This is a genomic window from Sphingobacterium puteale (genome assembly GCF_003627955.1).
Lineage (GTDB): Bacteria > Bacteroidota > Bacteroidia > Sphingobacteriales > Sphingobacteriaceae > Sphingobacterium > Sphingobacterium puteale.
Map to the genome: position 1 here is coordinate 171,733 of NZ_RBWS01000016.1, position 14,360 is coordinate 186,092.

At 41.6% G+C, this 14,360-nt stretch carries 10 protein-coding genes; all 10 read right to left on the minus strand.

Going from position 1 to position 14,360, the window contains the following annotated elements:
- Positions 1–28 precede the first annotated feature (28 nt).
- The 10 genes from D7322_RS20280 to D7322_RS20320 all read right to left on the minus strand — a co-directional run bounded on the left by D7322_RS20280 (position 29) and on the right by D7322_RS20320 (position 13,629).
- Positions 29–1,843 carry a RagB/SusD family nutrient uptake outer membrane protein gene (locus D7322_RS20280; protein ID WP_121126072.1) on the minus strand — a complete coding sequence of 605 codons (1,815 nt, stop codon included), beginning with the start codon at positions 1,841–1,843 and terminating at the stop codon, positions 29–31.
- A 13-nt stretch (positions 1,844–1,856) separates the two neighbouring features.
- Positions 1,857–5,219 (minus strand): SusC/RagA family TonB-linked outer membrane protein, encoded by a 3,363-nt coding sequence (locus tag D7322_RS20285; RefSeq protein WP_245971395.1) that lies wholly within the window; start codon positions 5,217–5,219, stop codon positions 1,857–1,859.
- Positions 5,220–5,473: 254 nt separating this feature from the next.
- The gene (locus tag D7322_RS20290; RefSeq protein WP_121126053.1) at positions 5,474–6,574 is read right to left on the minus strand and encodes a FecR family protein; all 1,101 of its coding nucleotides are present in this window, start codon (positions 6,572–6,574) and stop codon (positions 5,474–5,476) included.
- Between the two features lie 51 nt (positions 6,575–6,625).
- The gene (locus D7322_RS20295; protein WP_121126054.1) at positions 6,626–7,171 is read right to left on the minus strand and encodes an RNA polymerase sigma factor; all 546 of its coding nucleotides are present in this window, start codon (positions 7,169–7,171) and stop codon (positions 6,626–6,628) included.
- Between the two features lie 500 nt (positions 7,172–7,671).
- A complete protein-coding gene (locus D7322_RS20300) occupies positions 7,672–8,043 on the minus strand; it encodes a response regulator (RefSeq protein WP_121126055.1) in 372 nt (123 codons plus the stop codon).
- Between the two features lie 239 nt (positions 8,044–8,282).
- A complete protein-coding gene (locus tag D7322_RS20305) occupies positions 8,283–10,328 on the minus strand; it encodes a fimbrillin family protein (protein ID WP_220700136.1) in 2,046 nt (681 codons plus the stop codon).
- 9 nt (positions 10,329–10,337) lie between these two features.
- Positions 10,338–10,520 carry a hypothetical protein gene (locus D7322_RS20310; protein WP_121126057.1) on the minus strand — a complete coding sequence of 61 codons (183 nt, stop codon included), beginning with the start codon at positions 10,518–10,520 and terminating at the stop codon, positions 10,338–10,340.
- 352 nt (positions 10,521–10,872) lie between these two features.
- Positions 10,873–11,241 carry a helix-turn-helix transcriptional regulator gene (locus tag D7322_RS20315; RefSeq protein ID WP_183078786.1) on the minus strand — a complete coding sequence of 123 codons (369 nt, stop codon included), beginning with the start codon at positions 11,239–11,241 and terminating at the stop codon, positions 10,873–10,875.
- 599 nt (positions 11,242–11,840) lie between these two features.
- Positions 11,841–12,014 carry a hypothetical protein gene (locus D7322_RS28525; RefSeq protein ID WP_183078787.1) on the minus strand — a complete coding sequence of 58 codons (174 nt, stop codon included), beginning with the start codon at positions 12,012–12,014 and terminating at the stop codon, positions 11,841–11,843.
- Positions 12,015–12,063: 49 nt separating this feature from the next.
- Positions 12,064–13,629 (minus strand): fimbrillin family protein, encoded by a 1,566-nt coding sequence (locus D7322_RS20320; RefSeq protein ID WP_147430500.1) that lies wholly within the window; start codon positions 13,627–13,629, stop codon positions 12,064–12,066.
- Between the last annotated feature and the right edge of the window lie 731 nt (positions 13,630–14,360).

The following is a 14,360-nucleotide window of genomic DNA, read 5'->3' on the forward strand; positions in this document are numbered from 1 at the left end:
TTTACCTTTCTCAAAAAAAATCTCTCAGTTACCAAAAATTTGTCTGCACCAATTTACTGCCATCCAGCACCATTTGGCTATTGGCCACTGGATAATAGTAATATTTGGGTTTTTCAAATGTCTTCTTTTTATCTCTTGCCACCGTAAACATAATATGGCCGCTGTTTTCATTTTCAAGATAGATGGTCGTATTGTTGCCATTGGCATCCTTTAAATAATACAGGGAAATATTCTTCTTTTGCTCTTCGGTCAGCTCTTTGATCGGACCCGTATCTTTTGCAGATTCGAGTATCGCTATATCAATTTTACCATCTCCCGTTACATCCATCGGGCCTAATGCCTTTACATACATCCCTTGTTGTTGATCGGCCAGGCGTTCGCCCACTTCCCATCGAAAGACATCCCGGTATCGCTGACCTTCACAGGCTAGTTCGACACGTCTTTCTCTGCGGATTTCGAGGATAAGTCCCACATTGCCTCCCTTCACATTTGGATAGTAGTTTTGCAATACCGGGTCCACATTGGCATTAACTTCCCCCAGCTGCATGACCGGCATTCCCACACGCATCCGCAAGAGATTGATCGATTTATCGAGATCAGCTTGGTTCGTGAGAATTCCCAGCTCGGCTTTGGCTTCCGCGAAGATTAACAGAACTTCGGCATAACGAAACACAAAAGCATCTGTGTAGGCCGATTCCCAGGCGATCATTTCTGTTATTTCGGGGTAAAACTTGATCTGATTGTAACCACCCAATGTTGGTTTCAGACGATGTGGCGTTGAAACATTGATTGGCTGAAATCCGGGTTTCATAAAGGTCTGCTCAAAACGCGGATCGCGGTTAACGAAAACCTGATCAATATTCTTTGTTTTATAACCTGCTTGTTCAGTAAAACGTTTTCCATCCTTCATCAGATAACTTTCCATCAACGTTTGGCTCAACGCCCATTCATAGTCCAATACCGTATGCGCATTGCGCATTCTTCTAAGATCTTTATCGTAATCAATAAATAGGATAGTTTCAGGATTTGCCTGTAGATTGAGGCTGATAAATAGATCCCGATAGGCACGGTTGACACCGCCGGTGGTACTGATCGAAAATTTGGCCGATTTCATAATCTCTTCAGCAGCAGAAACAGCCCGCTGTAAAAAAATATTTGCCGATCCGCTCAGGTTCAAATACGTGTGATATTTACGGAACGTCCCCTCTTGCAAGGCGAATTGCGCCAATTGAGCTAGGGCTGCCCACTTGGTGACCGTCGATTTGTGTCCGTCCGGTTTGATATTGGCAGCCGCAAATTCGAGATCCGCCATAATGGAATCCACCACGAGTATCCGGCTGTCCTGCTTCTTGTTCAATAGTTCAAGATCTGAGGTCCCCATGGTCTTACCATACCAGGGCACATCACTATACTGATTGACCTTATCGATGTAAAACCGGGCACGAAAGAACCGGGCAATACCGAGGTAATGATTTACATCGGCAGCACTTGCTCCCTTTACACGACCTGCATTTTCAAGAAAGAAATTGATATTTCGCAGGGCAGACCAGCTCCATACCGCTGCATTCTGAGGGCTTATTCCACCCCGCATGATCTCATCAATCGTGCTACCCGAATTGTGATGGGCCAGGTTATCTGTTCCCAGATCCGCTATCGGAGCACTCAAACTTCCATAAAAACCGTCTGTATATGTTTTTAGATCGTTTACATTGCTAAAAAAAACTTCAGGTGTAACCGATGTGGTGGGATACCGCTCCATGAAATCATCGTTACAGCTCATGATCAGGAACAAGGTCCCTATCAGCGCTCCAATCTTGATTAGTTGTCTTTTTATGTTTTGCATAATAATAGTCATTTTAGAAATTAAAGTTTAAGCCAAACGAATAAGTCCGCTGAAAAGGATAAGCCGTCCGGTCGCCGACAATTTCAGGATCCAGATAATCCATGAGTTTGGTAAACTCAAAAAGGTTTTCACCGCTGACGAACAAACGCAATCGGTCTATTCCCCATCTATCTGTGATCAATTTCGGAAGGGTGTACCCCAAGGTCACATTCTTCACTCTTAAATAGCCTGCATTCTGCATATATTTGGTCTGTGTAGCAGCCAGTTCGATACCGCTCTGCTCAGCTACATAGGATTTGGGTCTTGGCAAATATGCATTTGGATTCTCGGGTGTCCAATGGTCCAGGTTGAATTTGGTCAGACTCGCCCAAGGCTGCGCATAAATACCCCAAAAATAATGGTCGCCACCCGGAGGATAATAGTTTCTTTTTCCGACACCTTGCAGGAAAACACGCAGATCAATGCCATTCCAGCTTGAATTCAAATCAACACCGTAGCTGTAGCGCTGTCTCGAATTACCAATCACCTTGTAGTCTCCATGATTGTCCAAAGTCCAATCACCACGGTTGATTTTGCCATCACCATTGATATCGGCAAACTTAAGGTCGCCCGGTTCCAATCCCCTAGTGCCGGGATACGAAGTGACATCATTTTGATTGGCATGCGCCTTGATCTCTTCCTGCGACTGGAAAAATCCCAATGTGGTCAATCCCCACATTTCGCCCAATTCCTGGCCTACGTAGTAATCGTTTAGGTTATTTATGGGATTGTTATATTTGGTAATATAAGCCCTGCTATCTGCGAGATTGACCCTGGCCGAGACTGTGAACGGTTTGCTGGCCACCATAAATTCTTTGTTGTAACCAAGCGTCAATTCCCAACCATTTGTTTTTAGGTTTGCCGCATTTTCCAATGGTACACCTGTACCAAGCACGACCGGTAATATCCGGCCTGCGGTCAACATATCTTTTGTATCGCGACGATAGATATCAAATGAGCCGAAAAACTGATTTTTAAATAAGCCGATATCCACCCCAAAATTGGACTGTGTAATGGTTTCCCAGGTCAGGGTCGATGACACTAAGCCCGGACTGCCAACAATGGGTACAACCTTGCCGTCCAAAATTGCACCACTACCCTTGGACATATTAGCAATGTAAGGGTAATAGTTGTCCCTGAGATCCTGGTTTGCCAATGAACCGTACGATCCCCGTAGTTTAAAATTGGATACCGTTTCCTTCAGAGGCTGAAAGAAGTTTTCCTGCGAAACTACCCAAGCAGCGGATACCGAAGGATTGAATGCAAATCGATCTTTTTTAGGAAATCTTGATGAGCCATCGTAGCGGAGATTGGATTCAAGGATATACCTGTCTTTATACGAATAATTCAATCTGGCAAAAGCCCCCCGAACAGACCAGGCGTAGTCAGCTGCCCCTACAGAAGGCGTTTGACCTGTCGCGAGTCCTATTGTCGGCAACGAATTGGAAATCAACTGATCCCGGGACGCCGAAAAAGACTCATAGATCCGCTCTTCCTGGTTGAAACCCAGCATTATCGAAAAATAGTGGTCGTTGAGTGTCCTTTGATACTGCGAGTAGATGTTGTATACATTATAACGCGTTTCATTACTTCCATTGGAGGCATAACTGTTAAAGTTTTGCTTGTTCATCACATTTGGTCCTGTACTATAGGCCAAGGGTAGCTGAAAGAAATGCGATTTTCCTGAAATCCGTCTAAAGGTTGCGTCCCCATTTAAAGTCCATACATTTTTAATGAAGTCGATCTTTGCACCAAAGCTGGTCTGAAAATCATTATTACGACTTATGCTGCGGCCACCTTCGGCTACAGCACCGATCATATTTACCCCAGCCTCGGTATAGGTACCGTCCGGATTATAAACCGTATTTAGTGAAGGCTGACGGTTGACATTATGCCAATAAAGGTAACCTTGGTCGATTGCCGAAGGCTGATCATACTTATCGTTCGTAAAGGTGGTGTTATTGGACAAGGTAAACCAATCCGTAATTTTATAATCACCTTTTACCCTGAAGTTATAGCGGTCATACGTATCCGGGCTGATGCGCAGCATACCATTTTGTCGATAATATTCGCCCGAAAGATAAAACGAGGAACGTTCATTCTTTTGTGAAATGCTGATATTGTTGGTATAGGAAGGCTGTATATCTTTATAAACTTCCTTAAACCAATCCGTAGATCCGAGATAGATATAAGCATTTTGGTTTTGTGGATCGACAATCACACGTGGCAATGACGGATCTTCGCTCAGCTTTTTACCATATTCGAGCATTTTCTCATCATAAAGGCTATACCAGGGGGCGGACATGATATTTCTGTATTTCATGACCTGATAAGGATCGTCTTCTATCTCCACCGATCGTGTAATCGCCTTGGCACCAAAAATGGAGTTGGCAGCCACCTTGATATCCTTTGTTGTACCCGATTTGGTGGTCACCAATACCACACCAAAAGCAGCGCGGCTACCATAGATCGCTGCCGATGCGGCATCTTTTAATACCGTCACGCTGGCGATGTCCATGGGATTCATGCGGTTGAGTTCGTCATTTGTGGCCGGCACTCCGTCGATCACGATCAAAGGTCCACCTCCCGATAGCGAGGTGTAACCACGCACATTGATTCCCGGCGAACTGTTAGCCCTTCCCGATGTCGGTGTGATATTCAGATTGGCCATGGCCCCCTGCAAAGCCGTTCCAACATTGGTAATGGGTCTACTTTCCAGAAACTTTTCGCCGATCTGATCAACCGCACCCGAGAGATTAATCTTCTTCTGTGTACCGTAACCCACCACAATAACTTCATCCAGGTGAGACTCCGCGGTTTCCATCAATACATCAGCGCTGTTCCTGTCAGAGACATTAACTTCAGCGTCTTTATAGCCCATAAACCGAAATAGCAGGATGGCCTTCTCCGGAACGCGAATGCTGTACCGACCCTCCCGATCGGTCCTTGTTGATATTCCAGTTACCCCCAATACGGTCACGTTCACCCCCGCCATCGGTCCGGAAGCATCCCTGACAATCCCGGTAATCTCACGGTCCGTCTGCTTCTTTTCTTTAATGACAATTGTGCTTCCCATGATATCGAAGATCAGATTACGTCCGCGCAATGTTTTTGCCAGGGCGGCCCGCACATCGGATCCGGCCACGGAAATATCCACACGCGAAGCATTTTCAAATAATCTTTCGTCATAAAACAGACGCAATCTGGTTTGATTGGAAATCTCTTTAAGAACAGTTTCAATCGTAGCATTTTTCAAGGATAGATTTACTTGTTGCGCATATCCTGATGCTCTAGCACCAATCGTAAATGCCAGCAGCAGTACACAAATCAACTTCATAGTCAATATGACTTTAATGCTTAGGGTATAAGAATGACTTCTCCGGTCCCCCCATGCTATTAATGGAGAAAAAAATTTCATAACTTTGAATTGTTAAGGGTTTAATAATCTATAGAATTCGCACTTCAATAAATTTGGCTCTTTACAATAGGGGATGCGTCAACATCCCCTTTACTATTGTATTGAACCTTTTGGTTAATTCGTCTGGTTATATCATATTTTATAAATTTAAATTGATAATAGAATTAATTGTATTAATGAATGACGATACGCCGTCCATCGATCTCAAACTTTCGGTTTGTTGTGTACGACAGAATTTTCAAGACCTCCGAAAGTCTGGATTCCCTACTGAGAGTCCCATTAAACCGATTGTCTAGGCTAATGTTCTCGGTATTGACAAAATCCACATTATACCATCGCGAAATCTGACTGATAATCTCTTCGAAGCTGCTTCCATCCAATAAAAACTCGCCGCGTTGCCAAGCTGTATTCTTTTGTATGTCTGCAGGCTGTACGCGTATTTTATCTGCACTGATGATCGCTTCATTTCCCGGAGAAAGATAAGCTTCGTGCCCGTGGCTCATAATTTTCACCTTACCTTCCACCAGTGAGGTGCTGATTTCACTTTGGTAGGCATTTACATTAAAGCTGGTACCGAGTACTTCGATAACGGAGTTTTCGACTTCAATGCGAAAAGGTTTGCTGGCATCTTTGGCCACCTGAAAAAAGGCCTCCCCCACTAGCTTCACCTTGCGTTCGTCACCTGCAAATTGATCCGGATATTCTAATTTAGAAGCAGCATTCAGCCAGACTGTTGTTCCATCGCTCAGCTCAACACTATAGGTGCCGGCAGCTGGAACCTCCAATGTAAGATTCCCTTTAAATTCGCTGGGTTTTACATTTTCGGACAGCGCTTCTCCTCCCAATAACTGCGTTTCTCCCCGTTCATTGGATAGCTTAGCAAAGCGTCCGCCCGGAAGAATATCATTTTTAAACATCCCGGAAGTATCCGCGGTAATTGCGGCAAGCTGTGGAACAGAACTTGTCTGTTTTTGCTGTAGTAATAAAAACGTGGTCGTTAATGCCAAAAGAACAGAAGCAGCTACGGCCACCCGTTTCCACGCAAAGACATTCTTTTTGGGTTTTACCTGATTTATCCCGCCTTCAAATTTGTGCATCAGCACATTTTTGGAGCGTTCCAAGGCCGCCTCTTTTTCCATGATTGGAACTGCTGGTTCTTCATCAAATGAAAAGAACCATTCGGTAACCATCCGTTCCTCATCCGGATTACATTCTCCCTTGAGATATTTTTTCAGTAATTTTTGAGCTTGTTCTCTTTGATTATCTTCTGTCATACATTTATATAACCCCAGATAAACTGTAGAAGTACCGAAAAAAAATGATTTTTATTTTGTTTTTAGTTTTAAGCGACTTAAAGCCAAGGAGATATTATTTTTAACCGTCTGTTCGGATATGGATAAACGGAAAGCGATCTCCTTAATGCTCAAGCCTTCCACACGGCTGAGATTGAATGCAGACTGCATGGTCGTAGGCATTTTGGCGATTTCATGATCCAGCATAAAAGATAGTTCCTGAACCAATAGTTTCTCATCGCTGCTACTGGCGCCGACGGGCTCATCTTCTAATGGAAGCACAAGCCGTTCGAAATGCTTGATCCGCTTCTGATCTTGGACCATCCAGTCGATCACCTCATATTTGGCCGCTTTGAAAAGATAGGGGTAGATTGAAGCCTCAATTTCAATTTTATGGCGTCGGTTCCACAAAGAGGCAAAAACGTCCTGAAGGATATCTTCCGCATCCGTAATTGAGCCGACCCGTTTTAGGATAAAGCTTAGTAATGTATTGCCATATCGTTCAAACAACACCGAAAATGCCTGTGTATTGTCATCTTTTACAATATCAAACAGTTCCTTATCAGACAATTCTTTCATGACGCATTAATTATATGTACGCGATATCGGATTTCCAGAGGATTTATGCAAAGTTATAATTGTGATGTTAATATAACATTAAATTGTACATCGTGCAAGATCAAGTTAAAATCTATTTTTCCCAAAGGATAAAGCTTTTGACAAAAATCTTCATGCTTCATGGCATTGGATCTAAATGTGTAGTCATATCAGTTGTTAAGACCGAACTTTGAGATTATACATCAATAAACGGATCCTCCTATCCAATAAAAAAAGGCCGGAACAATTGCTGCTCCGGCCTCAAAAAACTATCCTTTAACCCTATGTTTACCTATTCATCTTTCTAAAAATATGAACTAGGCAGGCGAAAGTTAATGGTTTGCTCAGTCCTACATTCCATCGCTAAGTCGTTCATTTCTGAAAGGAAAGCTGGGCGGACCGAAATTTGTAATTAAAATCCGATGAGACGCAGTCAAAATGCCAGCGTCGAAAATACATTTCCATTGTGCCTGCATGGTGAATCAACCGGTTCCCGGCATCAAAACCTGATTGACGACCGACAATAGTTCATGTATCTCAAAAGGCTTGGGTAGAAAGTCGTTAGCTCCAGCATTGAGTGCAATATCCCGACCATTATACGAGGCTGAAATACAGAGGATAAACAGACCATTGAATTCTTTATGCATACGAATCTGTCTGATGAGATCCCCACCATTTGTTCCTGGCATCTGTAAATCACAGATAAACATATCAGGTTTTTCGCTTATTATCCTGTCCAAGACGAGCGAACTGTTGCTTTCGCTTATGATGATTGCATCAGTCATACTCAATACCAGCTCCAAAGCCTCCAAAATCACGAGGTTATCGTCACATAAAAAGATCTTTTTGCTCATTGTCTTAAAATCTATCGTAAAACTCCATCAGGCATTTTTCACCTGGTTATTCAGCCCATTAAAAATAATTCCCGGCTCGATTATTTCGATAAGGTCATACTCCGGTCGGTCTATATTTCAAAACGAAAAAAAGGTAGTACTAACTGTACTACCTGATATACTGTTAAATAACAAGATTACAATAGGACATCATAATGGCTATATAATAACTGCTATGATTGCCTACACACTGTAATTCGCTAAGGTGTTAATGGTGCAGGTGCATATTTCCAAGTACCAAAACCATCAAATTCAGAACGTTTCACCGCCCAATAAACGGCATTACCAAACAGGTTACTGTTCCATGCATAGTCTTGTCTTGTCGTATAACCGTTTCCGGCAGTTCCATACAACCTTGGTTTCGGCCTGTTATCATCGTCTGTTCCAAAAGGACAGCGATTGGCATCGGTAAAATTATCCGGATTGGAAGTAAGCGCTCTTGGATTAGAAATAAACCCACCGTCGCCGACGAAGAACAAACCTTTTGTTTTATGCTTAAACATTGTTACATAGTTATCATATGCAGCGGTAGGCGTTCTGTTGATACCTCTACCGGAAGAGTATACCTCAATTTGCGACAAGGTTGTAGGAGACATATTTCCCAATACCATCGTTTCACCAAAATCTTCGCCCCATAGCTTGCCGCGCAAATCTCCAAATACGCCATTAACAATTTCATCGTTGACGTTGTTAATACGATACATTGTTCCTCCGCTACCATAGGAGCTCTGAGCAGCTGTGATGGCATTGTCGTTAAAGAACTCTCGCATAAATAATTGAACAGAAGGTGCATTGTCAGAGCGTTCGATCATCATAATAACCACCCCTTTACGATTAATGTAATCTATTAAAGCAGTCCTTGTAGAAGCAGATTCTATACCTGCATTATAACCGATGATTACAACATCAGGGTTCTCAGCCAGTTTAGTCCTAAATTCAGCTTGTGTATTCGCATAGTTGGCAGATCCAGCATTTGTCGAAGTTGCCGTGGTACCCGACCAAGGTTTTTGTACTCGGAGCAAGCTATTTGCCGCTGTTCCAAAATTATTATCTGCATTGATAAATTTCCATCCTTCGCCTGATTGAGCTGCATAACCATATCCATTCGTTAAAGCTGTTGACGTATAGTGAAGTATCCTTCTTTGCGTAGCTGTATAGGAAAGATTGGCTAGTCCCAAAAGTCGCTGGCCGGCAGCAGGAGATGTAAAGTTAAAATTGAAAACAATGTTTGGTGCTGGAGTGGTCGCATTGCTGTATGTTGCCAAATTGCGGTTTGCCATACTTGGGTCAACATTATTAAAGGTCACTGGCAGATCAGTAACTTTTACTTGAAATGAAGTCAGTGCGCCCGGATCAGCAGTGTAATAATTCGCTTCCCAAATATTAGTAGGGGATGTAGTCGTGAAAATTGCTGTTGTTGGGACAACCTCAAGATTTCCCATGCTATTTCCTTTGATATCGAATGTCCCCTTTTTTAAGTAGTTATCCTGAACAAAATTCGCCTTAATACCATTTATCACGGCATATTGTGCTAGTATAGTCGCGTCGATCTTAACGCTTACCTGTGCCATTTTATGCTGGAATGTAATCGCAATAGGATATACATGATTCTCGCCACTCGGCGTTACAGGAATACTGGTTTCCCCAGTAGCATACAATAAATCCTTATTCACAGGAGCCTCAATAGTTGGGTTTGCTGTGTTTGCAGGCTCTGGAAGAGCTTCTGTGTTATTGTATGAATAGGCGTACCATGTGTAATTACTACCTTTCTCCACATCCAATTGAACCTCGGTACCCGCCACAGCCTGTACCGTTTTCCATAATGCACCAGTGGTCTTGTTATAGACTAAAATACGATAGGTAAAGTCTTGTGTCATGGGTTGCGTAGCAGCCATTGTTCCGGCATTACCTAATTTGGTTGCAACAGATTTGGCCAGTTTATTGTTGACACCTACAGCCCCTATAGCACTTTGTTCAGCCATAGCTTCCATTGTAAAGCCACTCGCCGTCTTCTTTAGAGACGTACCTAACTGCTGATTACTGCCGACCGAAGCAGCAGCTTTAGTGCTAATCGCCTGCCCGATATCAGTTCCTAAGATCCCGTCAACTTTTATAACCATCTTGGTACCGTTGATCTCCGGGGCAATATTATTCTTGTCTTTTGAACAAGACATCACCAAAGCGATAATGAATACTGAAATTATAGTGAATACACGTTTGGTATTAAAATATTTGTTGTTCATCATTTCGTAGTTTTAAAAATCCCAAGTTTGCTGATCCGTTGACTCATTATAATCTTCAACTAATGGTGTACCGCCCGATCCCCCCGGGGTAACCTGTGCAGAACCGGCAGCAATCCCTTCTTCCATTTCTACGATTGTAATTTTCAAAGTCGGTGGCATATACCCCTCCTTTTTTGTTTGACTCTTTGTTTTCATAATTATTTTTTTTTATTTGGTGTGATTTTTTGTAACTTAAGCTTCGGGTCAACAATCTATCAAAGCTTAAACCTACCCAGCTATAATCAATAGCAAAATCAATTTAATTATTGAAAACAAAGATTAATATTTTTAAAAAAAACAATGAATATCACCCTATCACAGATATATCACACAAAAAATAAACAACTAATTATCAACTTGTTAAATTTTATTTTTTTTACAATAAATTAGAAGTTTCCGAATATTTTTTATTTACAAATTGTAAAAAACAAAACTTCAGGCTTTCCCAAAATATCCACTTCAATTAAAGTTCACACTCCGAAGCTATAGCATATTGAAGGAGAAAAAACTATCCTTTCGTTATTGCTGAGGGAGATACGATAGGACTATGTTCCTCATCAACAATTGGATTTCGTTGAATCTGTTCACGCATCCAATTGTTAAAATCTACATCTGATGCGATCTTCAGCTTTTTACGCAATCTATTTTTGCGCACCTGTACAGCCCGTACCGTGACAAAAGTATATTGAGCAATATTTTTGGTCGAAAAATTAAGAAAGGTCATAGCGCAAAACTCTAACTCGCTACTACGGATTTTAGGATTAATTTTCTTTAATGAGACAACAAAATCTGGATAGATTTCACTGAACAAAGCCAAAAATTCAGCACTATTATTCTTCGCTAAAGCAATTAGATCATTAAAGTTATTCCTTTCCATTATATATTGTTTTTCGGTAAATTTTCATTCCTTTATATCCTTCCCCTGACAGAACTCTCAATCAACAGCTGACAAATAACTCGACAGAGCTCAAATGATCCCTGCCGAGTAACTCCAAATATATTATCACGGGCCCTTACGCAAATCGGGTCCGGGCGATAATTAGCATTGCGAGCATCCAAACGTTTTAACGTTCTATTTTAGCGATGCTTTTCTCCACTAGCGTCTTAACCGGAATAGCTGCCCTAATCTGCTTGACAAATATTTGCATTAAAAGAAAGAATCAAAAAAAACAGCCTTTCACATTAATATCACATTTTGTAAAAACCTGAATAACAATGCATTGAAATTACAAAAAAACTACATATAATCTAAATACGAAAGTTGGATAAACCTCTTACTATTTTAAAAGAAAAAGCCATCTTCCACAACAAAGCTTTCAATTTTGTTGTTTTTCCACTACTATTCGAAATCGAGTTCGAACGATTCCGTTTCGGGAACCGGCTGTTAACATCTTAATTCCCATAAAAAAGCTCGACAGCATCCATTGAATCCTGTCGAGCAATCCTGGCTATTTAAACAATATGAGTTCAGATAAATTACCAGTTGATCAAGCGGTCGTCATCATCTGCTTTATCCCAAGACTCCTGCGGGTCGTTGCTGGTTGTACTTCCCGGAGCAGCTGAGCCTGCAGCGATCCCCTGTTCCAATTCAACATTTAGCGCCTCGATCTTTGGGCTAACATATATATTTTTTGACTGATTTGTTTTCATAATTATTTTTATTATATACTATTTCTGAGTCTATGAAATTTGACTATAATTATAGTGTACAAGCAATTTTCTTTCTACCGCTTCCAGATCCCACCATTTTGGTCGCTCCCTGAACAACTTGGGTAATTTTAACGTTATTGGCAGTAGAGCTCCATGGTACAAGGTTAAATTGTCCTTGTGTCAGCACCAATGGATATAACGCTCCTCCAGCACTTTTGCTACCATACATTTGTACTTCTCCCGAACGGCTAATGACCACACGGATAATTGGATTTGTTGCAGTACCTGTCATATTATAGATCTGAGGTATAGTGGCTCCTCCTTCAGCATTGGCACCATTATATTCACTTCCATCCGCGAAACGAACATTCTTAGGCGCAATTGCAATGCCTGATTCAAACTGAATCTCTTGTGTCGCCAATTTCGTTCCATTGATTTCCATATTGAAGGAGTTGTCCAATTGAAGGATATCAAAGACAAATCCATAATCTGCTCCCGGAGCAGTAAGATCTTTGGTCACGACATATCCTGCCGGCTGAGCCACCCCATCGACGACAGCTCCGCTTCCTGACGCTGGATAAGTCCAGTTGATGTCAGCTCCACCGGTTACCGGTTCTGTACAAGTCTTGAAATTTAAGTTAAGATTATAACGTTGGCCCGGCAGTATCTTCAGACCGGCCACGCCGACATTTGATCTTGTCTCTCCATCAATGGTAATGGATCCAAAGCTAAATACGCCATTAGTTTCTCCCGGATGGATCAACAAGGTCGGATTGCTTGACACCGTACGTAAACCTGCACCCAACGCCGGGAATTGAACCGCAGTACTCGTTGTATTGCCATTATAGGTTATTGCACCATCTGCTAATTTTAAACTTGCATTCGAATATGTAGGGTTGATTGTCGGTGAAACCAAACCTGTTATTGCGCCCGTCATTTCGGTCGCCATGGTCAAGTTAGTGGTTACTTCACTATACTGGTGTTTCAGTATCACGTCAAGGTTATTATCACCTGAATGAACGGTTAAATCCTTCTTGAAATACATTAGATCTGCACTAATGTTGTCCAGGCTGGCGTTAGCCAGATCAGCCTGAGCCGTCACTGCCGGAACTGTTGCTGTACTATTGACTGAATAAGCAACAAAAGTATAGGTCTTTTCCGCATCTAGCGTGATTTCAGCACTATTGTCGACTGAATTGGTATACGTCTTTTCGGTTACATAATCCCCGTCGGCATTATATACAACGACTTTATATTTGACATTGGCTGCCAAGGGCGTTCTTTCTTCGATTACCGCTGCACGGCTACCGGACGAGGCCCGCAACAGGTTGCCACTTGTCACGGACGACTCGCTGGTCAATGTTGCCTCAAAAGAACTTGATGTTGTCAATGGGATTACCGTTGTCTGGATCGCTCCCCCAGCAGTATTTCCCTTACCTGCTTTCTTTGTTGTTACGATCGGGTTTTCTACGCCAAGTAACTGAATATTGACGCTAGCTTTGCCACTTGCTGCCACACTGTCTTTGCTTTCCTTACAGGAATACATCGATCCACATACTAAAGCTGATAGAACAAATGTCCTCAAACTTCTTCCTGTCTGTGTTTGTAAAACCATTTTCTTTTTTAGTTTTTGATGATTAATAAACATTTTAATTAATTAGCGGCAAATATGAAAATAATTTCTCGAAAAGAAACAAGATTAGTATATCACAAATATATCACACATTAACACATCAAAAGTAAATAAAAGACACTAATTAGAAATATATTATCTTAAAGCAACACTACCCCCTACACAAGGTAACCAGCAGTGTTTGAACTCGCTTTTTTTTGCAATTACTATCTAACAAGGTAAAAAAATATAAAAAAATAAATAAAAGAACACACTACATATCAAATAGTTGTAAAAATGTGTGATATATATGTGATATATATGTGATATCATAATAAAGTGACCGTTTAAACTTTAGCATTATTTTTGATGTAAAATAGTGCAATATATTAAGTTATGAGAAGTCATTAGAACAGCTAATTATTTAAATTAAACAGCAATTAAATACACAATGTTAATTTTAAGCGCCAAGAACAGTACAAGCGGTAGAAATCTGAACTAACAAAAGGCATTTATTTAGGAGGATACAGCGGCTTAATCCAGTGTTGCGCAAGGTGTCCTATTTAATAGATGTGAGTCATAAACCAAATAATAAAAATACACATGAAAAAGAAAACTGAAAAAAAGATCTACGTGACACCCGTAATCGAGCAGTTAGAAGTACTGATGGAGGAAGGTGTGGCTGCAGGCTCGGCCGGGTCGGCCCAACCCGGAGGAGGCTCCGGCGTTAACGA

Excerpts from the sequence above, each read along its gene's own strand:
- D7322_RS20320 (WP_147430500.1), bottom strand. The coding sequence starts at position 13,629 with ATGGTTTTACAAACACAGACAGGAAGAAGTTTGAGGACATTTGTTCTA.
- D7322_RS20285 (WP_245971395.1), bottom strand. The coding sequence starts at position 5,219 with ATGAAGTTGATTTGTGTACTGCTGCTGGCATTTACGATTGGTGCTAGA.
- D7322_RS20290 (WP_121126053.1), bottom strand. The coding sequence starts at position 6,574 with ATGACAGAAGATAATCAAAGAGAACAAGCTCAAAAATTACTGAAAAAA.
- D7322_RS20280 (WP_121126072.1), bottom strand. The coding sequence starts at position 1,843 with ATGCAAAACATAAAAAGACAACTAATCAAGATTGGAGCGCTGATAGGG.
- D7322_RS28525 (WP_183078787.1), bottom strand. The coding sequence starts at position 12,014 with ATGAAAACAAATCAGTCAAAAAATATATATGTTAGCCCAAAGATCGAG.
- D7322_RS20300 (WP_121126055.1), bottom strand. The coding sequence starts at position 8,043 with ATGAGCAAAAAGATCTTTTTATGTGACGATAACCTCGTGATTTTGGAG.
- D7322_RS20295 (WP_121126054.1), bottom strand. The coding sequence starts at position 7,171 with ATGAAAGAATTGTCTGATAAGGAACTGTTTGATATTGTAAAAGATGAC.
- D7322_RS20315 (WP_183078786.1), bottom strand. The coding sequence starts at position 11,241 with ATGGAAAGGAATAACTTTAATGATCTAATTGCTTTAGCGAAGAATAAT.
- D7322_RS20310 (WP_121126057.1), bottom strand. The coding sequence starts at position 10,520 with ATGAAAACAAAGAGTCAAACAAAAAAGGAGGGGTATATGCCACCGACT.
- D7322_RS20305 (WP_220700136.1), bottom strand. The coding sequence starts at position 10,328 with ATGATGAACAACAAATATTTTAATACCAAACGTGTATTCACTATAATT.